Source organism: Neiella holothuriorum (assembly GCF_019457915.1).
GTDB lineage: Bacteria > Pseudomonadota > Gammaproteobacteria > Enterobacterales > Neiellaceae > Neiella > Neiella holothuriorum.
This window is the reverse complement of the sequence record NZ_JAHZSS010000003.1, coordinates 183,929-206,543: the sequence shown is the minus strand read 5'-3', so window position 1 is coordinate 206,543 and position 22,615 is coordinate 183,929. Positions and strand designations below refer to the sequence as shown.

The window sequence follows — 22,615 nt, the reverse complement described above, 5'->3', positions numbered from 1 at the left end:
AAAATGACGTTTTGTCAGCTTTTGCTGACAGCTTATGTGACGCTGCCAGCAAATAATTTTAATAATGCGGCTATAAGCGGTTCGTTTGCTCATTATTGCGCCAAAAAATGGCGGCCAAGGCCGGCAAAACAACGACCGCTGCCAGCATGTTTACAAGGAACATAAAGGTCAGCAAAATCCCCATGTCCACTTGATACTTCAATGGCGAAACAAACCAGGTAGAAACACCAACGGCCAACGTAATACCCGTAAACAAGACCGCACTACCACGCTCAGCAAGTGCATGACGATAGGCAGTTTGAATCGCTACACCTTGACGTATTTTTTCACTCATGGTGGACAAAATATAAATGCCATAATCAACGCCGATACCAACCCCTAACGCAATAACGGGAAGCGTTGAGACCGTTAAGCCAATACCAAGTTGAGTCATTAGTCCCTGTGCGAGTGTTGATACCAAAAACAGCGGTACCACAACAGCAGCTGTTGCTCTCACCGAACGGAAGCTCAGCAAACATAGAATAATAACGGCTCCGTAGACATAGAGCATCATCGGCAACTGGGCACTTGCAACCGCTTCATTCGTTGCAGCCATAACTCCGACTGGGCCAGATGCCAATTTGAACGCAATGTTATCGGCGCCGTATTGCTGTTGTGCCTCTTTAACTGACGCCACGACACGCTCGATGGTTTCAGCCGTATGATCGCTCAAAAACAAATACACCGGCATGACGCTACAGCCTGCATTTAGTAACCCTGAGCTGGTCGAAATTTGTGAAATGGCTTGAACCAGACCGGCTTCGTTACGTGGCAACAACCGCCATTTTGGGTTGCCTTCATTAAATGCTGCGTTATAGAGCTTGGCAACTGACGCTAACGAAATCGCTGACTGCACGCCCTCGACTTGCTGCACTTGCCATTGAAAATTATCGATGGCTGACATCACTTGGTAATTCGCACAGGCTTGATCGTCAGTTTCAACGATAATCGTCATCACATCAGTGGTAATAGCGTAATTTGCAGTGATAAATGCAGTGTCTAGGTTGTAGCGCGAATCCGCATGAAGTGCTGGAGCACCGGGCTTAAAGGAGCCAATGCGCATCTGCCCTGCTTGCCAGTAGCCAATGGCGAACAACACCACAGACAAACCAATGATGACAACGGGTACGCCGCTTTTTAAATTGCTGCAAACGGCAATTTTATCCCAAAGTTTGAGGGCTATTGGTGAAGGGGTAGATAGCTTTTTGATGGTCTTCGGTGAAAATTTCACATAACTAAGTAATACCGGTAATAGCAGCAGGTTGGTTAAAATGATGACAGCTACACCCACACTAGCGGTAATCGCCAACTCTCGAATGATGCCGATATCGATGCTCAAAATCGTTAGAAAACCGATGGTATCTGAAAGCAGCGCAATGCCGCCTGGTAATAAAAGACGTCGAAAACTAAGTTGAGCAGCTTCTTTACTAGAAATTCCTTGGGCAACTGAAGCCCCCATGGCATTAATCATTTGAACGCCATGAGACACCCCAATCGCAAACACTAAAAAGGGCACAAGCACCGACATTGGATCAATACCAAAACCTAATAATGGTAATGTGCCCAACTGCCAGATCACCGCCATGATAGAGCAGCAAAGCGGCAACAATGTCAGTAATAGCGAATGGCTGAAGAAATACACCATGATGGCGGTAATAACTAAGGCAATGGCAAAAAACAGCACCACCGATTTCGCACCTTCAGCGACATCACCGATCATTTTAGAAAAACCGATAATCTCAATGGATATATTGTCTGTTTCAAATTGTTGGCGAATTTCTTGTTCGAGCTGGCCGGCTAAGGCTAACGTATCGAGCTTTTCGCCGGTATCAGGATTGAACTCCTGAAGGCTAGCTTTCACCATGGCCGAATTGTAATTATTGGCGACCAAACGCCCGACAATATTTGCTTTACCTATGTTTGACTTAACCCGCGCCAAGCCATTTTCATTAGGCTGAAAATCTGCAGGCACGACAGGCCCACCAGAGAATCCGTCTTCAACCACTTCAGTAAAACGTGTGCCGGGGCTATAAAGCGATTGAACCGACGATCGACTAACGCCAGGAATAAAATAGAGTTGATCGTGGACTTGTCGAAGCACCGTAAAAAATTCTTCGTTGAACATATCACCATCACGAGCCGTGACGGTGACCATGACAGAGTTGGCACCAGCGAAGTCTTTTTGATGCTTCACATAGGTTTGCATGTAGTCATGTGCAAGCGGAATGTTCTTGGTAAATGCCGCCGCCATTCGTAAGTTTGTCGCACTGTAGAGCAGCGCCAGTGTAGCCAATACAAATAGACTAATAACAAGTAAGCGATTTCGAAAAACAATGCGTTCAACGACATCGATTGCAGGCGTAATCATCATTGCGAAACCTCCCTACTGTGCCAGTTGGCGAAGACCATGATCGCCTGCAATATATATATTGTCGCCCGCAACCACACCAGCAACGGCAGTTTCACCTTGCTCTAATGGATTTGCAGAAAAGCTCTCGCCACCATCATGACTCAACAAGTAAGCGCCATTTGTTGCCAATGCATAAAGCCCTTTTACGTGGCCATCTACAAAGCCATTGATCGTGGTTTTAAGTTGGTTTTTGGCACGTTGCCACTGGCTACCTGTATCATCGGAATAGAACAAGTTTCCCCTTAGGCCACCAATCACCAGGCGTTCAACATTCTCATGCTCGATAGCAATAGCGGCGAAGAACGATCCTTCATAACCAACTTCTAATCGTTGCCAATCGCGTCCACGGTTGTCACTCAAGGCAACTAAACCCAACTCTCCAACCATCAATAACTTGTCGTTTGATAGCGCAATGATTCGATTTAAGTGCGGCAGCATGGTTGATAATTCATATGCGTAATCGTCGGCACTAGCCTCAAGTTTCAATTCAGCTAGGTATTCCTGATCTTCCGGATAAAGCAAGCCTTCGTGTACTTCCTGTTGCCAACTTTTTCCACCGTCAACTGAGCGTAAAAACGCGCCGTAAGCACCAATAGCAATCGCTTCGTTGTCAGCAACAAACAGCAAGTCCATTAAAGGTTGCTCGCTTTCAATGTCTTGCCGAACCAATTGCCAACCGTCGGTTTGTCGGTTGAGGATCACGCCATCGTGACCTACCGCCCATAGTGAGCCGGCGTTAAAAACGACACGCGTCAACAGGGTTTCGACCGGACTTGCCTCTAGCTGCCACTGATTTTTCTGCTGCACCAAGATATGGCCGCGCTCACCAACTGCAACTAATTGACCTGAAGGAGTTTGGGTAAGATCAAGAACTAACGCTGACTTAGCAGCGTTCGCATCGAGCGTTTCGGAAAGACCGGCAAATGATACAAACAAAGCCGCCAGAGCGGCAGCACTACCAACAATTTGCTTCATGAAGACTCTTAAAATCATCAAGCCTCCCAACATGGGAGGCTTGTTCTGCGGTTAAGTAAGATTAGCGCTTTGCTTCTTTTACTAGGGCTCGCGAGGTGAAATCTTTTTCACTAAGCGGCTTGCTGAAATCGTACATCTTTTCCTGATTATCAAGACCAATAGCGATGTAGCGGCGGGCTTGAAGATCATGGAACACTTCTAGCGTAGACCACAAGGCTGGAACCTCGTAGTAATTAATCGCATGAGACATTGCTACGCGATACAGCTGCTCGCGGCTATCGTATAAATCAGCAACAGCAATCTGCCATGAATCTTCATCAATGTAATAGCGACGCTTTTTATAAATATGACTAATGCCATCTTTTAAGTTCGCTTCGACAACCCAAACCCGATGCTTTTCGTAACGTACGACGTCCGGATTGATGTGACCCGGCTTCAAAATGTCATCGTTGGTCAATTCATCGCTATGCAGCTTGTAGGTGTTGTAAGGGATCAACAGCTCTTGTTTACCGACAAGAGACCAGTTGTAACGGTTAGGTGAGCCGTTATACATGTCGTAATCGTCAGTGGTACGCAAACCATCGGCTGCGGTACCTGGGTGATCATAGGCAACCGTTGGTGCTCTTCGGGGGCGCCTTGTACTGGCATTAAATGTCCAGGCGTTACGGGGCTGTTTTACTTGATCCATGGTTTCGTGCACCAACAAAGCAGTGCCCGCTAAACTAGCTGGCTGAGTAACGGCCTGCTTAAACATGAACACCATGTTTGTTTCGCTTAGCTTTTCAGGCGTAATGTCTTCGCCGGATGAAATGAACTTAATAGCTTCACGAAAACGAATGTAGGTGTAATTGCCCGAAGGCATCGGCGCGGCTTGACCGGCAAAACGAGTTACATCAACACCACGGAAGCGAAATATATGGTTCCAAATCGCTTCCAAGCCATTGCTTGGAATAGGAAACGGAATACCGGCGCCAGCGCCAACAATCCCGTTACCACCATCAATCAATTCCGCACGCGTGGCATTGGCCTTAGTACCGTCGTATATGTACTGAGGCACAGATGCTGAGCGCTGAGTTGGGTAAACCTGCATTTTGAACGTATCGGGATACGCTGCAAACAGCGCTTTTTGACCATCAGTTAACAACGCATCATAGTCTTTAGCGTTTGCTGCGGTGACGGTATAGAGCACCTTATCGGCAGCATAAGGATCTGGGTGATGATCGCCCACTGTATAACCCGCCGGAGGCGTGGTAATGCCGCCTGTCCATGCTGGAATAGAGCCATCGGCATTGGCACCCATTTCAGCACCAAGTGGCGTTAAGCTTTGACCCAATTCGGCGGCTTGCTCTTGATTAACGGCAGCATAACTAACGCCCGTTAAAGCTAGGGACAAGGCCACAGTTGAAAGTAGTTGTTTCTTGTTCATGGTAAGAGTGCCCCAGCTTAAATAGAATATTTGATGTTAAAACTGACGAAGTCGCGATCATCAAGCAAATTCGTGGTGCCCTGCCCGCCCCAATATGCATTGTAATTAAAGCCGGCTGACCAACGCTGCAGATAATCAAAACTAACGCCTACGCCTAACGATTTGCGATCTTCTACAAATACCGCAATAGGATCAGGCGTAATGCCTTGTACATCATGGGCGAATACGATGCGCGGTGACACATTCATGCCCCAAAACGCGTTGTTATAATCGAGCTTGGCTAACATACGGTAGCCCCATGAAAAATCATCCGGAAATGGATTCGATTCAGGGCCATTGTGCAATGCGATTTCAAGCCCTTCTTTTCCTTCAATACCACCACTACGTGACGTGCCTGGTCCATTTAGGCGAAGCTCGTTGAAGCCGGGCATATCATCAATCCAAATACCGCCAACTTCACCTAGTACGGTTAAGTTATCAGAGCCGAGTTGCGGGCCGAATAAATGAACCGCGGTAAATTGCATCTGAGTGGTATCGCGCTCGATATATCCTTGCAGAAATTCACCCGGCTCGAGTGGGCCGACTTGGGAAATATCGGCTAACTCTGGACGAATGCCAGCATAGGCCAATTGTTCAGGCATGGTTGCGAACAAGATTTCTACATCATCAATCTGCAATGGCTCATCGGGACGATACGCAATCTCACCACTAATGGTGGTATCACCAACCGGCGTATTGAATGACAACCCAATTAATTTCAGATCTTCTGGGTAATCAAGAAAACCTTTGGTGAACGCTTGTAATTCGTTGACGTTATTTTTATCAATCTCAGTGTTAGCAATCATATTGAGATCGCTTAACACACCTGATGGTGTGAAATCTGAAGCGTAAGCACTAATCAACGGACGGCGGCTGTGGTAATTCATGTAGTACAAGCCAAATTCTGTATCGCCAAGCGCTGGAGAATAGTAGCTGACTTTCAAGCCATATTGGCCACCATCATCAGGCTCGTTTTCTGGCATAACTAACGCTTGAGTACCCGGCGAGGCAACATATATGCCCATTAAGGCTGTATAGAGCTCTGTCCACGCTGCGGAGCCTGGCTCAAGTTGATCAAGCGTTGCCAACAGCGTTGGCAAATCAGCGCCGACAACTTGCTCATATTCGCTACTGATGTTGTTTAAACGCTCAGTTAAAAACGCTAAATCCTGATCTGGGTTTGCGGTAAAACCAAGCTGGACCGTGCTGAGGTAGCCGCCTTTACCCGTGAAATCATTAGTTGAGAAATAGGTACCAGGAGTCGGCAAGCGCAACGATTCCCACTCATACTGATAAAACGCTTCTAACGCCAAGTTTTCAGTAAGCCCCACCGATACCCACGCCATTCCCTGAGGAATGAACACTTCTTTCAATTCAGCACCAGGGGTTTGCAAGCGTGCAACGTCAACGGGGTTAACGACACCAATACCGTGGGGAATAAAGGTACTTTCACCCCAAGAGATAACTTGGTCACCAATTTTGAACGACACCGGAATATCGCCATCAGCCAAGTCAAAATCAGCATAGAAAAAATAATCGAGTAGACGAACGTCTTTACACGAATAATCAGATGCTTTGCTGTCTTCACAAGGATCATGCAAATTGCCGCTGGTCGGATTCGTCCACGCTGAATCGTCGTCATTTAATGCAAAATCGTAGAAATACATGCCGCGTACGAAGATACCCATATTCTCGTAGCGCAACTCTAATTCATGCAGGCCTTTGAATACTTTTGAAAAGGTCTCGCCGGAGTCATATGACAAATTGCCGTTATCACCGTTGGTGGAGTATCCACCCTTGGGATAAGCGAAAATATCTTGCGATGAATACTTTGTGTTGAGGGCGGGATTGTAACCACTCCAGTCGAATGCTGGTTGGTTAGATTTGCCGATGATATTCATATTGCGGTCTTCAACACGCCAGCTTTGACCATAAGACCAAGTGGAGTCGAACGTACCTTCAATCTCGCCCCAGTTAAACGAAATAGCTTGAACAGGAGTGGCCAGTGAAACCAAGCTTGCAGAAGCGACCGCTAGCGCCAACGGGCGTAAGCGGAACCGACGACTTTTCGTCATCATTATTATCTCTCCCCAGTTACTTGCAGCGATTTATTGGAATAGCGGATCTGTTCCGCGAATGTTGTGCTGCGAATGAGCTAAATAATTACAGCAATATCACTAATCCGCAAGTGACCGAGATCTCGCAACATGCTGTTTTATATTATTTTTTTTGGGATTTAGCGCACAGTATTGAAGGGGATTAACGAGCTTTAAGTTTTAACTCTAATTTATCAAACGCTAACGTTTGATTGGTAACTGTATGTTTTCAATCTGCTTTAGTTTGAATTAGCAAGGGCTTGTTCAAATCGTCAGTTTAAACTAAACGTTTTAAGTATTTACTCTAATCTTCACACGGTTGTAACGAAATAAATTTTCCTGATTCACTCGTTTGTAAATTAAACCAGCCGTAAATTCCTCGATGAGTGATAAACGGCATAAAGTGACTCGCCGGAAGCGAGACCGTCTTGCCGCTCCTATCAAGCACAATAATTCGCTGCACGGCCCCTTTATATAGGGCCTGCAGCTCATGGTAAGACACATTAACGTGAACTTGATAATTAATGATCAAGACTCTTTCCAATGATTTCCTGTAAATCTTTAGATAAGTTGTCTAATTGATAAATGCCCTGTAAGCATTGCTTCATCAACTCACCTTGGGGCGCCTCAAATCGACGCCATTGGGTTAATGGATTAATCAAGCGCGCAGCAATTTGAGGGTTGATGCTGTTTAGTTTTTTAATTTTATCTGCAAGCCATTGATAGCCACGACCATCTTCAGCATGAAAATAACGATGGTTCATTGCGGCAAAGCCACTGATCAGTGAACGCGCCCGATTTGGGTTTTCCAAACTAAACACTTGGCTCTGTTCAACCACAGCCAAATTGTCGGTACAAACTGACGAATTCCAGCAGCCTTGTAGTGTTAACCACTTATCCATGACCAAACCATCATGTGACCAACGTGACTCAAAGGCGTCCATTAATTGTTGGCGAATCGGCAAGTCATGACGGTTGGCAACTTTCAATGCATTGAGCTGCTCGGTCATATTATTGCTGCTGTTGTATAGCTGTAAGCTCAGCTCACTAGCCACGGGTGGTTTGCTTTGAGCGATCCAATCTAAGCAAGTTGCTGACAACGCGCGCTTCGCCGCCGCTTGTGCATTCAGTTGATAATCTGCCTGCCGTAAGCTTTCATATAGGTCGGTACAAATCCCCGCCAAGCTATCAGCTAACTGACAATGGGCAGTTTCAATCGCATCGAGTAAAGGCATGATGGCGATTTTATCGCGCTGATTTAATAAGCTGCTAACTGCTGGTAATTGCAACAATCTCGCCTTTAACGCCGGTTCAATACTTTTATCTTTGGAAACAGCAATAACTGCAGCGATCAACTCATCAGGCAAAGTCTCTGTTTCACCGTCTGCAAGGCGCCAGATATACCGCGCAAATAGTGTTTGTGCTGCATCCCAGCGGCTAAAGCCGTCTTCGCAATGCTGCATCAACGTAATAAGTTGCGCATTTGAATAATCAAATTCTAATTTGATTGGCGCCGAGTAACCTTTGAGTAATACCGGCGTTGGTTTTGTCGACAAGCCACGGAATATCAGCGTAGCCTGATCATTCACTAAGCTATAAACGTTACCGTCTGTCAGCTCAGCGTCTGTGTCCAATGAGAGGGCTTCTCCAGATTCGGAATAGAGCCCAATTCGAAGTGGAATGTGGGTCGCTTGTTTGCTCGCTTCATCCGCTGTAGCGGGTGTTTGCTGGCTTAGCTCGAGTACATACTCGCCAGTATTTGGGTCGAAGTGATCGTTGACGGTTACTGTTGGTGTACCAGCCTGTTGGTACCAAACGCGAAAACAACCCAAATCGTAGTCGTTCGCATCTTCCATGGCCTGAACAAAATCGTCGCACGTCACGGCTTGACCATCATGGCGAGCAAAGTATAAATCCATGCCCTTTCGGAAACCTGCAGCACCCAGCAAGGTATGCATCATACGAATAACTTCAGCACCTTTGTTGTATACCGTTACTGTGTAAAAGTTATTCATTTCGATCACAGATTTAGGCCGAATGGGGTGCGCCATTGGACCGGCATCTTCGCTAAATTGATGACTACGAATAATGGCAACATCATCAATTCGATTGACCGATGAACCCGTCATATCTTCGCTAAAACATTGATCGCGAAATACGGTCAGGCCTTCTTTAAGCGACAATTGAAACCAATCGCGACAGGTCACGCGGTTGCCAGTCCAATTGTGAAAGTATTCGTGGCCAATAACCGATTCAATACCATTGAAATCTTGATCGGTGGCTGACGTTTGGTTGGCCAAAACATATTTGCTGTTAAAAACGTTCAGGCCCTTGTTTTCCATGGCCCCCATGTTGAAAAAGTCGACAGCCACAATCATATAAATATCGAGATCGTATTCCAGGCCATACACCTTTTCATCCCACGCCATTGAGTTTTTCAATGACACCATGGCGTAATCAGCGCGGTCTAGGTTGCCTTTATCAACAAACAGTTGCAGCGCAACTGAGCGCCCGCTCATGGTCGTAAATGTATCTTCCAGCACATCGAAATTACCGGCCACCAAAGCGAATAGATAACAAGGCTTGGGAAACGGGTCTTGCCAGGTTACTGCCGTACGTGAATCCGCCAGTGTTTCACGAGCGATTTCGTTACCATTGCTGAGCATGTGTGGGTATTCATTGGCATCAGCGATAATCGTGGTGGTGAAGCGAGCCAACACATCTGGTCGATCGAGGTAATAGGTGATCTTGCGGAAACCTTCAGCCTCACATTGCGTACAAAAAGCGCCGTCGGACAAATACAAACCTTCGAGCGAGGTGTTACCAGCTGGGTCAATTTCAACCTCGGTCACTAATTCGAAGTTCGCCGGTACCGCTGAAATTTCGAGATGCGTATCGGTCACACTGTATTGGTCACTGGTTAACAAGCAGCCATCAATTGATACCGCGATTAACTTAAGCTGTTCGCCATCAAGGATTAACGAGTTTTGATGTTCGCCCTGCCGTGCTACACGCATGCGGCTCGTTACTTTCGTTGCATTGGGCTTCAATTCGATGGTGAGAGCGATTTGATCGATGGTGTATTCTGGGGTGCGATAATCAGATAATAATTTGGCTTTGGCTGTCATGGTCGTTTCCAACGCTGCCGAAGGACTCGGAAGCTTATAAAAATTAACGGGCTGCTGGGGAAGCAGCCCGTTTTAGATCTTATTTGTTTTTTGCGAGTCGCGGCGCATCAACCAAATCGAAGGTAATGGCAATGGCTTCGTCAAGCACCACATCTTCTGGGCCTGCGAAATCATCTTCTTCCAATTCGTCAAATGCGTCGATGTTGGCGACGAGCTCTTTACCTTCACGCTGGCGACGTTCATTTTCACGCGTCAGCATACGTGTCTTACGGGCTTCACGATCAGCTAAGCGAGTCGCTTGATTCAATGAAACTGTTTTGTCTTCTTTCTCGCTTTGGTAACGCTCAATATCATCAAAAATGTAGTCAAACTCGGGGTTTGTTTCGATGCGCTGCTGGTGGCGGCTATTAACACCATTGATCCACGCTTTCACTTCATCGATACGGACATACTTGGCGGTACCAATTTGATCCCATGGTAATGCGTTGTCTTCTTGGCTTTCACCATATTCACTCGCATCCACTTCTTGCGGGAACTTAATATCGGGAATGACACCTTTATTCTGCGTGCTCCCACCGTTGATTCGATAAAATTTAGCAGTGGTAAATTGAATGTCGCCCAATGGGTTTTGAAACAGATCAAAGCGACGATTCAGGCTACGGTGGTTTTGCACCGTTCCCTTACCAAAGGTTTGTTCACCAACAATCAAAGCACGTCCGTAATCTTGCAGCGCTGCAGCGAAAATTTCTGATGCTGATGCACTGTAACGATCGACCATGACCACCATAGGCCCAGCATATTGGGTGCGAGGATCGCGGTCAGAATCGACTTTTACTTCACCAATCATATTGCGGCGTTGAACAACTGGACCACGGTCGATGAACAGCCCCGTTAGTGCGATCGCTTCTGGCAAAGAGCCGCCACCATTGCCTCGCAAATCGACAACCACGGCTTCAATTTTTTCCAGCGCAATCTCTTGCAATTGTTTACGCACATCGTCACTTAAACCGTTATAAAAGCTCGGTATATCGATGACTGCGACAGCACGACCCGCATAAGGCCCTTCTTCTGGTCGCTTGATTTCGGTTTTAGCAGCTTGATCTTCAAGTCTAATTTTGTCGCGCGTCAGTGTGACTAACTTCGTTTCGCCATCAACGCCACCTTTAACCGGAACCACTTCCAGAATAACTTTGGTTCCCTTAGGGCCTTTGATCAGTTCAACGACTTCGTCTAAACGCCATCCAACGATATTGACGATATCATCGCCTTCTTGGCCAACACCGGTAATTTTGTCGTCGGGCTTAAGCTGACCTGACGTTTTTGCAGGGCCACCGGCCACTAACCGACGAATAACGGTGTAATCAAAATCAGATTGCAGAACCGCACCAATGCCTTCCAAACTCAGGTTGATGTCTTGTTTGAATCGTTCAGCATTACGCGGCGACAAATAGCTTGTGTGAGGTTCAATCGAACGAGCAAATGAGTTCATCAATATTTGAAAAACATCTTCGCTATTGCTTTGAGTGAGTCGCTTGATGCCATAACCGTATCGTTTTTTCAGCAAATCACGCGCTTCTTGCTGCGTTTTACCTGACAACACTAAGTTCAAGGCATCGCCTTTAACTTGCAAACGCCAGATTTCATCAAGCTCAGCGGTTGTGTTTGACCAAGGTAAGTCATGGCGGTCATAAAGAATTGATTCGTCTTTGGTGAAATCAAAATCTTTATCAAGCAAGCTCAATGCATAATTAAGGCGTTCAAAGCGGCGCTGCAGATTAAGTTGATATATCTCATAGGGCACATCAAGGCGGCCACGTTTTAGGTAATCGTCAAACTGAGTACGGTACGCTGAGAATTTCTCAATATCAGACTGGATAAAAACTTGTCGATTGTAATCTAAGGTATCGAAGAAGCGCTCAAAGATTTTTTCAGAAAAGGCATCATCGAGTTCAATCGGGTGATAATGCGACTGCGTGAACACATCGGTGATCCGAATGGCGGCATTTTTGTGCTGCTTTTCTTGTTTCAACTGCGGTAAATCATCAGCAGTATAGGTTAATGGTTCAACCTGAGTTGATGCAAAAACTATACTAGGAGCCAATACCAGTGCGGCACAAGCATGTTGCCAAAAATTCATTCAATCGCCTCTTTATAAAGTCAGAGTTGAATTATTAGCCATGTCATCGATGGCTAACTAGTGCGACTAAGCACCAACAACTCGGTCATTTGCTACTTCAATCGCCATTCCTGACGCTAAGGTAACACGAACACTTTCTTTCAATACTTCTGCAATAGTTGCTTGAACAGGGTTACTACCTACCAAGATTTGGACTGGTTTACCCACTTCAAGTTCATTCGCATCTAAAGGTTTAGTGTTAACCACTGGTTTTGGCGCTGGCTTTTTATCTTGCCGAGGCTTTTGACCAGCAGGCTTACTTGCGCGTTTAGCTTTGGCAGGGCGAGCTTTTTTACCCTGTTCTTTTTCTTTTGCTTTGCGCGCTTCTAATGCTTGCTTCTTACGTTCTGCAATACGCTGACGGATCTCGGTCAAACGCTCTTGAGCATAACCTTCATGATCAGCGGTGACAGCATCGCCGGTAGTACCATCTAAATTAACGCGTAACACTTCGGCTTTAACCGACATTAAATAACGCATGCTCGAAGTATAGTGGCGAATCGCCTGACGTAAGCGGGTGTTACTGATGCGATCATCGCTAGCTAATTGCTCAACCAAATCTTGAAAAATACCAATCTTTAACGGTTTAGCATCGCCTTCAAGGACAAAACATTGCGGATATTGTTCTGCCAAAAAAGCGATAATTTCACGATTTTCGGTCAGTTTGGGCTGTTGTTCCATTAATTTGTAAAACCTTAACTATTGCGCTGCAGCGCGTTCAAACAGTGGTACCAAAACCTCGGCAACGAGTTGCTCTAGGCCATTTTGCTCCACTTCACTAAATCTATTCTTTTTAGGGCTATCGATATCGAACACGGCCAGCACTTGTCCAGCCACCACGATAGGCACCACAATTTCTGATTCGCTGGCGGCGTCGCAAGCTATATGGCCGCTAAACGCGTGCACATCGGCCACTCGCTGGGTTTTCCCTTCAGCCATTGCGGTACCGCAAACACCCTTCCCTTTGGCAATTCGAATGCAAGCTGTTTTGCCTTGGAATGGCCCTAGTACGAGTTCTTCACCCTCGACTAAATAAAAACCACACCAGTTCAAATCATCCAGCGCATCATTAATAAGGGCACTAATGTTGGCAAGATTAGCAATTAAATTGGGCTCGCCACTAATAAGTGATTGAGCTTGGGCAATGCATTGCTGCCAGTCAAGTTGAGATTGACGATCAGGCATTAAATTCTGTTACTTAACGGTTATCAATGGCGGGCATCATACCTTAGCGCTTTGGCGATGGCATCCCCAAACTGCCCTTCTGAGTGCCTTCCCGCCCTGTTCGAACAAAATTCAATCAATCCAGCGCATTAAGTACGCTTTTGAGTTTAGCCTCTGGCGGCGCTTTAAATTCCATCATTTTGCCGGTATTCGGATGCTTAAATTTGAGCCGAATCGCGTGCAAAAATAAACGCTGAAGCCCTACCTCGGCCATTTGTTTGGTGAAATCGGCATCACCGTATTTACTGTCAGCTGCAATCGGATGCCCTGCAGCTTGGCAATGAACACGAATTTGATGTGTTCGCCCAGTCACAGGAAAGGCTTCCATTAACGTGGCTTTAGCAAAACGTTGCTCCACCTTATAACGCGTCAAGGCAGCTTTGCCTTGGTCATCAACGCGTACTACGCGCTCACCAGATTTAAGGGTATTTTTCAGCAACGGCGCATTTACCTTATTACGCCGCTCTGGCCAGTGCCCTTTTACTAAACACCAATAATATTTTTCGACTTCTTTGTCGCGTAGCATCCGGTGAAGTTCGCGCAGTGCACTTCGCTTTTTGGCAACGAGCAAACAGCCCGAGGTGTCTCGGTCAAGGCGATGTACTAATTCCAGAAAGCGCGCATCTGGGCGTAGCGATCGTAACGCTTCAATAGCGCCAAACGACAACCCGCTACCACCGTGCACAGCCAAACCTGACGGTTTATTTAGCACTATTAAGTGATCGTCTTCATACAGAATGTGTGACTCTAAATCCTTAACCTTATTTAACTTGGCCGAAGGAATTGGGTCAGGGCGATCAGATAAGCGAACCGGCGGCACCCGCACGATGTCATCGGGCTGCAGTTTATAATCTGGCTTGCAGCGCTTTTTATTAACGCGCACCTCGCCTTTGCGGACGATTCGGTAGACAAGGCTTTTCGGCGCACCTTTGAGTCGGGTGATTAGAAAGTTGTCGATGCGTTGCCCTGCCTCATCGGCAGAAATTGTGACAAAGGCAACTTTTGTCGTAGTCATTTCAGTCATAGGCGCGCAAGTTTAGCACCGAATGGTGATCTGCTGAATCGATTTTAGGTTGCTATCCACAGGTTTATCACCGACAATGGCTCGCTGAAACTGCCCTTGCAAAGCTTTGCTAGCGTGCAGTTGGTCGGTGCGCGATGCACTTTATACACACGAGACCGAGCCACACTGGACTCTATTAACGCGTCTCAACGACATCGCAAAATCCGACAATTTAACGAGTTATTAAAAATAAACGCCACCAGAACATGGCGTAATAGACGAGTTCTGAGAAATTTTTTATCGGCTGCGTTGTGGCCGGATTGAAATGTAGCTGAGGCTACATCGCGATACATTAAAATTTGGTTGCCTCTCGTACGCCCCCAAGCATCGTTCCAACCGTGAGGTTGTCGAGATTGGACTCGGGGCTAGGCCCTGAACACGTTTCTTACGTGCACGTTTTGCTGTGGCTAAAACAGAGATTTAGTCATTTATGAAACGTATGCTAATTAATGCAACTCAACAGGAAGAAATCCGAGTTGCACTGGTTGACGGCCAACGCTTGTATGACCTCGATATCGAGGGTGCAGGCCAAGACCAAAAGAAAGCCAACATCTATAAGGGTAAAATCACCCGCATCGAACCAAGTTTAGAAGCCGCTTTTGTTGATTATGGTGCTGAGCGCCATGGCTTCTTACCGATGAAAGAAATTGCCCGCGAATACTTCCCCGCCGGTTACACCTTCCAAGGTCGTCCTAACATCAAAGATGTTATTAAAGAAGGCCAGGAACTCATCATTCAAGTTGATAAAGAAGAGCGAGGCAATAAAGGTGCCGCGTTAACAACCTTTGTTAGCTTGGCCGGTAGCTACTTAGTCTTAATGCCAAATAACCCACGTGCCGGCGGAATTTCACGTCGCATCGAAGGTGATGAGCGTACTGAGCTTAAAGAAGCACTAAGCCAACTTGAACTGCCAAAAGGCATGGGCTTAATTGTCCGTACTGCTGGGGTTGGCAAGTCAGCAGAAGAACTCGCTTACGATTTGCAAACATTGATCACCCATTGGGGCCAGATCAAGCAAGTTGCTGACGAGCGTCCTTCGCCGCTGTTGATTCACCAAGAAAGTGACGTGATTGTTCGTGCTATTCGTGACTACTTACGCCGCGACATTGGTGAGATCCTGATTGATAAGGACACCCTTTTCTCGAAAGCGTTAGAGCACGTTAAGACCGTTCGTCCTGATTTCGCTAATCGCGTGAAGAAATATCAAGGCGAAGTACCACTGTTTTCGCACTATCAAATTGAAAGTCAAATTGAGTCGGCCTTCCGTCGCGAAGTAAGCCTGCCTTCTGGTGGTTCAATCGTCATTGATCCAACCGAAGCGTTAACGTCTATTGATATTAACTCTGCTCGCGCAACTAAAGGCACAGACATTGAAGAGACAGCTTTCCAGACAAACCTAGAAGCTGCCGACGAAATTGCCCGCCAACTTCGCTTACGTGATGTGGGTGGCTTGATCGTCATCGACTTTATCGACATGACGCCAGCACGCCATCAACGTGAAGTTGAAAACCGTTTGCGTGAAGCGGTTCGAGCTGACCGTGCACGTGTGCAAATCGGTCGTATCAGCCGTTTTGGTTTGATGGAAATGTCACGCCAGCGCCTACGTGCATCGTTAGGCGAGCAAACTCACCACGTTTGCCCGCGTTGTACTGGTAGTGGCCACATTCGTGGCGATGAGTCGTTGGCCTTGTCGGTGTTGCGTCTGATTGAAGAAGAAGCACTCAAAGACAACTCGTCGCAAATTCAGGCTCAAGTCCCAGTTAGCGTTGGTACATTCTTATTGAATGAAAAGCGCCCTGCGATTCGTCAAATCGAAAAACGCAATAAAGTCTCTGTGGTCATCATTCCAAACCCACACATGGACACGCCGCATTACGACGTTCAACGCCTGCGCCAAAATGAAGAAATTACCGATGCTTCATATAACTTGGCAAAAGCGCCTGAGCTTGATGAGAGCACTAGCCAACTTCGCGGTGAGTCGACCGTCGAAAAGCGCGAACAACCAGCTTTGTCTGGCATGGTTGCCCCGGTTGAAGCGGCGCCATCACCACTTAAATCTAAACCAGCCAAACCTGCACCAGCTAAACAGCAGCAAGCAGCACAAGCCGGTTTATTTGCTCGTATAGCAGCGTTCTTCGCAAGCCTGTTCGGCGCCAACGAACAGCCAAGCTCGCCGAAGAAAGAAGGCCAACGCAATAATCAAAGCCGCAGCCGCAACGATCGCAATCGCAATGACCGCAACCGCGATAATCGTCGTCGTGATCGCCGCCGTCCTCAGAAAAACAAACAGGACAACCGCGACAACAAAAATGACAGCGCCGTTGAAACCGCCGAGCAAGACGATCAGAAGCAAACGCAAAAGCCTGACGGCAAACGTAGTCGTAGCCGCAATCGCAACCGCCGTAAAGACGGTAGCAATCAAAAGCCGCAGCAGTCGACTACCGAAGAGCAGAGCGTACAAACTGATACGGCTGAAACCGTCGAGACGGTAGAAACACCGAAACAAAAGCAGGTGAAAACGCGCCGTAAACGTCGTGATTTGCAGAAAAAAGTTCGTTTGCAGCAAGCTGAATCACAGGCAGCAACCGTTGAAGCAGTCGAGGCCACTGCAGAAACAGCAGAAATTGCAGAAATTGCACCTGAAGCCAGCCAGTCTGAAATAACTGAGCAAGCAGCTAAGCCAAGCCGTCCGCGTCGCCAACGTCGCCGTAAGCCACAGAATGCACAACAGCAAACTGCAGCTGAAACAGAAATCGACGCACGTTACCCGACAGATGACGACAATGGCCAAGCGGCCGCAAGCCCTGTCAGCCAAGAAATTGCAGCTGAACCAGCAGACGCAGACGCTAAAGATGCAACGCGCAAAGCGATTGAAGCTGCGTTACAGGCCAAGCAGCTAGAAGATAGCACTCAGCAAAGTGACGAAGTTACTTCTGAATATGTTGTCGAAACGCAGCCTACTGCGCCAGCACAAGAAGCTGTTGCGGAAGCCGAAGAACAAGCGGCACCAACACAAGAAGCTCAAGCGGAACAAGCTGTCACCTCAGATGTTCAAGCTGAATCACCTGTGCAACAAGAACTTGATATTGCGCCAACCCCAGCGGTAGAAAAAGCCGCTGAGGAAGTAAGTGAGAAAGTTGCTGACAGTCAACCTGTAGTTGCCGAAGTAGTTGAGGCTGAACCATCGCAAGCCGAGCCGGCACCAGTAGCGCCAGCTGCTGATGCTGAACCTGCTCCGGTTGCCCAAGCCGAGCCAGTTGCCAAAGCTGCTCCAGCGGTAAAAGAGCCCGTTGCTACGCCAGCTGCTGATGCAACGTCTCAGGTTGTTCACTATTTTGTGCGAGCCACTAGTGCACCAATGACCAAGCCTTCATTCGCTGATGCAACGCCAGTTGATACGTCAGTGTTGGCTAAACGTCACGGTCAGCCAGTTGCCTCTGAGCTTGCTAATCGTGGTAGTCACAATGCTACGAACCAGGCATCGGCACCAATGGGTCGCCCTGCCGAGTAACTCTGAATTACTCAAATCCTAAAAAGCCACCTTCGGGTGGCTTTTTATTTGCTGCCTCCACGCTATTAACCTCCGATTACAGTTTTGCTTTCTCACGCCCTGTTGGACACATCTTTGCCGGATTGGTGTTTGGTTGAATGCCTTGAGAATTCGATACTGGTAAAGCTAACGTACGATATGAACCTGCCAGCAATGGCTTACCCCAGCAAACTTCTATCTCCCACTGTCAGATTCAGCAACGCTCAAACCCAATCTCTGGCGGCTGCAGTTTTAGCTGTTCAACACGCTTATTCAACATCAGTGAGTTGCCACTAGCCCAGGTAGGCAGGCGTACTCAATATGGCAGCGCTAGCAATGCGCCGGTTGCGTGTTCTCTCTGTATTGAAGGGTATGCGGCTTTGAGAAACAGCGGTCATTAAACAGATGTAAGAAGAATGTGTACTACCTCGATAGAGGGCTAACCGAAGTTTTGAAATCTCACTCCTGCAGGTTTGCTTACTCATGTTCCGTGTGAGTTACAACCCGCAGCAACAACAAATTTCCAAGTTCAGAAATGCAAAAAGCCACCCTTAGGTGGCTTTCGTTCATCAACAAACTGAAGCGTTTACGTTTAGCGAGCTGCTAGTTCGGTTTGACGGTAAAGGGTGACAACACTGCCATCGGTGCTTTTATACGTCAGGTAGCTATCGTTAACTTCTAAAATCTCATCACACCAAGAGCTGCCAACCGGCATCACTTCAGGGTGGGTAGTACCAACAATGGTCAGGCAGTTGGTAATGTCAAACTTCTGTTTTACTTGATAAAAAGCTTCAACTTCGTAGTTGATAGTGGTGTCTGGAACGGTGCCCCAAGAACGCGTGCTGCCGTCAGAGAAATACTGATCGTAACCCCAGAATGTTTTTCCGCCGTCACTTGAGTTACCCCAAACGCCAACAAGCTTTGCAGGATCAATATGATCGGCATAAGCACTAGGTATAGCGACCAATGTAGTGAATAAACTCAGAACTAAAACACGTAATGTTTTCACTTGAATGTCCTTGGGAAACTCGGCTCAAACAATTGCCGTTAACGAAACACGTGTGCAATGTATAGTGCGAAAGCCTTGGTTTCAGCGATACGGATCATGGTTCCAGAACCAGTTGTTATACTCGCGTCATGAATGTGAAGTAGATCTCGGTAGAAATGAAAAAAGCCGCTGTTTTAAGCGGCTTTTAGTTAACAACGTAGTTAAGTTGGTTTAATTATTCTTATATTCGAGTGATATGAAGTACTGCGCACCCGGCGTAAAATAACCGAGGCCATTTTGATAATCTTCATCCAGCAAGTTGTCGGCTTTCGCTGCCAATGTCCATCGTTTAGCAAGGTTATAACTCATTGCTAAATCAATAGTTTCGTATGCTTGCAGTTCGGTGCCCTGCTCTCTACGATCACCAACGTGCATCACATTAAGCACCAAGCTGACATCGCGCCAGCTATATTGCGCTTGATAATTAGCAGTTTTATGAGCGCGACGGTCTAGCTGACGACCCGTTGCATCATCAGTAGCATCGATGTACGTCAAATCGATCTGGTGATGAAGCCCCAGCCAATGACCAGCAACAATCAATTCGCCACCTTCGATCGTGACGCTATTAATATTTTGCGGGCTGCAGCTGGAATAATCCGCGGTGCACTGCCACTCAATTAAATCGTCAATTTCGGTTCGGTAGATACTGGCGTTTACCGAAATATCCGGCCAAACACCTTGCGCCAGCAATTCATAACTGTCGCTTGTTTCCGATACCAAATCTGGGTTACCAGCAGAGCCAAAAGTATCGGGATAATACAGATCGTTGATGGTTGGTGCTTTAAAGGCATGGCCGGCACTGGCGCCAAGCATCAAATTAGGCGTAACGCGATAACCGGCACTGGCGTTGTAAGTAACCTCTGAATCGATATCTTCAACATCGTCATAACGCAGCGCGCCTTCAAACAACCAGTTGTTTTGATCAAACACGAGGTAACCATAAGTTGCCCATGTATCACGCTCATCGACCGTGTAGGTATTGCTGCTATCAACTTCATCTCGATAGGCATCGGCACCAACGGTTAATGTCAACGAATCGGTCGCTTGATATTGGCTCAGCCCGCTAAGTTGAGTTCGTCGTGTTTCAAAACGCGCACTGTCACTAATAGGTTCAAAAGTAAGCCAGTCGTAATAAGTATAAAAGTCTTCACTAAAATCGCGGCTTTGAGAAATCGTCAGCTCGGAGTCAAATTTACCCGCAGTGTATTTGGTACGCAGTCGCAATAAGTGGTTACGGTAATCTTGATAATTGTTTTCGCTGAAGCTATCGCTATCGGCACTACCGTCGTCTAATTGTGCCGTCCAATCTAACGCAACGGCATTATTCAATTGATAGTCACCACGCAAAGCAATCGACCAACGGTCATAACCATCATCATCGGTCTCGCCGTCATCGCGCACATCAAAGCCGTCGCTTTCTTGGTAGCTGACCGCAAGAGTGGAGCTGCCACCTTGATAACCAACGCCAACGGCTGCCGTGGCAGCGTGGTAGTTATCAGAGCCAAACTCAACCGTGGCATCATATTCGCCTGCATCCAATTGCCTGGTGAAGATATGAATCACGCCACCGAGCGCATCCGATCCCCACAGCGCAGCACGAGGCCCTTTGAGTAACTCAATACGCTCAATTTGGTTCACTGGAATCGATGACAGTCCTTTATAACCAAGCGTTGCTGAACCCACGCGAATGCCATCCACCAAGATCAAGGTATGGTTGGTATTGGTACCGCGGGTATAGATGCTAGTAACTTGACCATCACCACCGAGTTGAGCAATTTCAACACCGGCAATAGGTGCTAGCACATCAGCAATGGATTTCGCTTGCATCGCAACGATGTCAGCGCGCTCTATCACCTCAACTTGGGCAATTAATTGATTCACGTCTGTTGGCATTCGGCTGCCAGTCACCACCATGTGTTCTGGCAAACCGGCATCATCAGCAACAGCAGCAAAGGGTGTGGTTAACATGGCAGCAGCTATCGCAGCTGCGCACGGTTTTATCGCAAAGTTTTTCATTATTATCCTGAGGCACCCGCCGTACCTCACCTTGTGATTAATGTTTCAGGCCGGTCTCCGGGCTCCTGATGACAACGTTGCGCCTTCCCAGCAAATCGCCAGTGGCTTATATCAACGCGTTGACAGTTACCGTTGCGGGGGCAGCATTGGTTTTACACCAATTTCCCGTTTCACCTTAAAAGGCACCTAAAACTAGTCAATATCGCTTCACAGCGATGGTTAATCCGTCGTCCGATAAACCTTTCGGTATTCATCAAGTTGACGACAAAGTTTTGCAGCTTCATCGAGCGCTCGCGGCGTCATTCGGTGAAGCTTGTCAGAATCGGGCGTTACAATCGCTTGGTGGCTAACCGCAGGCACCGTTGGCCAACGTTGCCAATCGGTTAGCGCGATACCCCGCGCGGAATCGAGCGGTTGAATAATGACTTGTGGTTGCGTTGCTATCACATGTTCAAGGCTGACCTGAGGATAGTCACCCATCGCTTTTGCAAAAGGGTTGTCAGCACCACACAGCGCTAACGCTTGCTGCGGCCAGCTGCCTAGCCCAACGGTCGTCAGTGGTTGTGGCCAGAGTTCGTAAAATACGGTAATGGGCGCTGCATGCTGATATTGGCGGCGAATGGAATCCAATTGGGCTAGGTATCGGCTCACCAATGGCTGAGCGTCTCGTTGATGGCCCAGTACTTCGCCCAACAAGGTTAAGGCATCAGCGACGTCGTTGAACGTTTGTATATTAATCCAAACCACACGGAGCCCAAGCTGTTGCAAACGCTCTACATCGGCCGGCGGGCTACCACCACGCCAAGCAATCAATAGATCCGGTTGCAACGCAACGATTCGTTCAATATTCAGCTGGGCGTAGTTCCCGATCACAGGCAACTGCTTGGCTTCGCTTGGATAATTCGAGTGTTCAATGGCGCCCACCATTAAATGGTCAGCACCAAGGGCATAAATCATTTCAACCAAGTTGGGCGCAAGGGCAATGACACGCGAAGGAGGCGTAGCGGAGGCAACGGCTGCAGGCGCAACATCCATAGTAGGTGTGGCTTGGGTATTGGCGGTAACGAGCACGCAAACCAATAGCAAGGTGTATTTAATACGCCTTAATGCAAACCAATCGAAAACTAATGACAATGAACAAGTCCCTTGTGGTATTTGAAGACTATTGGTTCACTGCAAGACGCGCAAAGATGGTGAGCATGTAAAAGCCGCAGCTTATATCACCGAAAGATGCCGTAAAACGCCAAGTTACCCGCTTGGTGAAACCGAATAGAATTGTCCATGGCAGGTCTCCTGGCTAAATGGGGTAACCCAACAATCCCCTTCCCGGCATCGTTTGCCAGTGGTATCGATTGTCAGCCCATGTCACAGTTGCGGGAACAGCTACGGCCTTGCACCGTATTCCCTTTTAAACTCTTGCGAGTACCATATTGGCGAGATTTATAC

Annotated in this window: 14 protein-coding genes and 2 riboswitches; of the genes, 1 reads left to right on the top strand and 13 read right to left on the bottom strand. The window is 47.4% G+C overall.

Annotation, left to right across the window (positions count from 1 at the left end; translation table 11 throughout):
* Positions 1–70: 70 nt before the first annotated feature.
* The 10 genes from K0504_RS04440 to rluC form a co-directional block, all read right to left on the bottom strand.
* Positions 71–2,407, bottom strand: a complete 2,337-nt coding sequence (locus K0504_RS04440; RefSeq protein WP_220103052.1) for an efflux RND transporter permease subunit — start codon at positions 2,405–2,407, stop codon at positions 71–73.
* A 15-nt stretch (positions 2,408–2,422) separates the two neighbouring features.
* Positions 2,423–3,424: a WD40/YVTN/BNR-like repeat-containing protein gene (locus K0504_RS04435; RefSeq protein ID WP_220102955.1), complete on the bottom strand. Its 1,002-nt coding sequence runs from the start codon at positions 3,422–3,424 to the stop codon at positions 2,423–2,425.
* Between the two features lie 61 nt (positions 3,425–3,485).
* Positions 3,486–4,850: a DUF1329 domain-containing protein gene (locus K0504_RS04430; protein ID WP_220102954.1), complete on the bottom strand. Its 1,365-nt coding sequence runs from the start codon at positions 4,848–4,850 to the stop codon at positions 3,486–3,488.
* Positions 4,851–4,867: 17 nt separating this feature from the next.
* Positions 4,868–6,967 (bottom strand): DUF1302 domain-containing protein, encoded by a 2,100-nt coding sequence (locus K0504_RS04425; RefSeq protein WP_220102953.1) that lies wholly within the window; start codon positions 6,965–6,967, stop codon positions 4,868–4,870.
* A 322-nt stretch (positions 6,968–7,289) separates the two neighbouring features.
* Positions 7,290–7,517, bottom strand: a complete 228-nt coding sequence (locus K0504_RS18620) for a DUF2835 domain-containing protein (RefSeq protein ID WP_220102952.1) — start codon at positions 7,515–7,517, stop codon at positions 7,290–7,292.
* Positions 7,507–10,113 carry an aminopeptidase N gene (gene pepN, locus K0504_RS04415; RefSeq protein ID WP_220102951.1) on the bottom strand — a complete coding sequence of 869 codons (2,607 nt, stop codon included), beginning with the start codon at positions 10,111–10,113 and terminating at the stop codon, positions 7,507–7,509. The genes K0504_RS18620 and pepN overlap by 11 nt, the downstream gene beginning before the upstream one ends.
* A 79-nt stretch (positions 10,114–10,192) precedes the next feature.
* On the bottom strand, positions 10,193–12,250 hold the full coding sequence (gene prc / locus K0504_RS04410) for a carboxy terminal-processing peptidase (RefSeq protein ID WP_220102950.1): 2,058 nt from the start codon (positions 12,248–12,250) through the stop codon (positions 10,193–10,195).
* A 66-nt stretch (positions 12,251–12,316) separates the two neighbouring features.
* The gene (proQ, locus tag K0504_RS04405) at positions 12,317–12,970 is read right to left on the bottom strand and encodes an RNA chaperone ProQ (RefSeq protein ID WP_220102949.1); all 654 of its coding nucleotides are present in this window, start codon (positions 12,968–12,970) and stop codon (positions 12,317–12,319) included.
* A gap of 18 nt (positions 12,971–12,988) precedes the next feature.
* Positions 12,989–13,474 (bottom strand): GAF domain-containing protein, encoded by a 486-nt coding sequence (locus K0504_RS04400; RefSeq protein ID WP_220102948.1) that lies wholly within the window; start codon positions 13,472–13,474, stop codon positions 12,989–12,991.
* A 115-nt stretch (positions 13,475–13,589) separates the two neighbouring features.
* Positions 13,590–14,537: a 23S rRNA pseudouridine(955/2504/2580) synthase RluC gene (gene rluC / locus K0504_RS04395; RefSeq protein WP_220102947.1), complete on the bottom strand. Its 948-nt coding sequence runs from the start codon at positions 14,535–14,537 to the stop codon at positions 13,590–13,592.
* 469 nt (positions 14,538–15,006) lie between these two features.
* Here rluC and rne point away from each other — a divergent pair, with 469 nt between their 5' ends.
* Entirely contained in the window at positions 15,007–18,087 is a 3,081-nt protein-coding gene (rne, locus tag K0504_RS04390) for a ribonuclease E (RefSeq protein WP_220102946.1), read from the top strand.
* Between the two features lie 610 nt (positions 18,088–18,697).
* Here the strand turns inward: rne and K0504_RS04385 are convergent.
* The 3 genes from K0504_RS04385 to K0504_RS04375 form a co-directional block, all read right to left on the bottom strand.
* Positions 18,698–19,114 (bottom strand): hypothetical protein, encoded by a 417-nt coding sequence (locus K0504_RS04385; protein ID WP_220102945.1) that lies wholly within the window; start codon positions 19,112–19,114, stop codon positions 18,698–18,700.
* 210 nt (positions 19,115–19,324) lie between these two features.
* The gene (locus K0504_RS04380; RefSeq protein ID WP_220102944.1) at positions 19,325–21,169 is read right to left on the bottom strand and encodes a TonB-dependent receptor domain-containing protein; all 1,845 of its coding nucleotides are present in this window, start codon (positions 21,167–21,169) and stop codon (positions 19,325–19,327) included.
* Between the two features lie 31 nt (positions 21,170–21,200).
* A riboswitch (cobalamin riboswitch) is annotated at positions 21,201–21,374 on the bottom strand.
* 14 nt (positions 21,375–21,388) lie between these two features.
* A complete protein-coding gene (locus tag K0504_RS04375; protein ID WP_220102943.1) occupies positions 21,389–22,303 on the bottom strand; it encodes a cobalamin-binding protein in 915 nt (304 codons plus the stop codon).
* Between the two features lie 132 nt (positions 22,304–22,435).
* A riboswitch (cobalamin riboswitch) is annotated at positions 22,436–22,614 on the bottom strand.
* Position 22,615: the final 1 nt, after the last annotated feature.

Coding starts and splice junctions, on each gene's coding strand:
- rne (WP_220102946.1), top strand. CDS start 15,007: ATGAAACGTATGCTAATTAATGCAACTCAACAGGAAGAAATCCGAGTT.
- prc (WP_220102950.1), bottom strand. CDS start 12,250: ATGAATTTTTGGCAACATGCTTGTGCCGCACTGGTATTGGCTCCTAGT.
- proQ (WP_220102949.1), bottom strand. CDS start 12,970: ATGGAACAACAGCCCAAACTGACCGAAAATCGTGAAATTATCGCTTTT.
- K0504_RS04380 (WP_220102944.1), bottom strand. CDS start 21,169: ATGAAAAACTTTGCGATAAAACCGTGCGCAGCTGCGATAGCTGCTGCC.
- K0504_RS04430 (WP_220102954.1), bottom strand. CDS start 4,850: ATGAACAAGAAACAACTACTTTCAACTGTGGCCTTGTCCCTAGCTTTA.
- K0504_RS04400 (WP_220102948.1), bottom strand. CDS start 13,474: ATGCCTGATCGTCAATCTCAACTTGACTGGCAGCAATGCATTGCCCAA.
- K0504_RS04435 (WP_220102955.1), bottom strand. CDS start 3,424: ATGAAGCAAATTGTTGGTAGTGCTGCCGCTCTGGCGGCTTTGTTTGTA.
- pepN (WP_220102951.1), bottom strand. CDS start 10,113: ATGACAGCCAAAGCCAAATTATTATCTGATTATCGCACCCCAGAATAC.
- K0504_RS04440 (WP_220103052.1), bottom strand. CDS start 2,407: ATGATTACGCCTGCAATCGATGTCGTTGAACGCATTGTTTTTCGAAAT.
- rluC (WP_220102947.1), bottom strand. CDS start 14,537: ATGACTGAAATGACTACGACAAAAGTTGCCTTTGTCACAATTTCTGCC.
- K0504_RS04425 (WP_220102953.1), bottom strand. CDS start 6,967: ATGATGACGAAAAGTCGTCGGTTCCGCTTACGCCCGTTGGCGCTAGCG.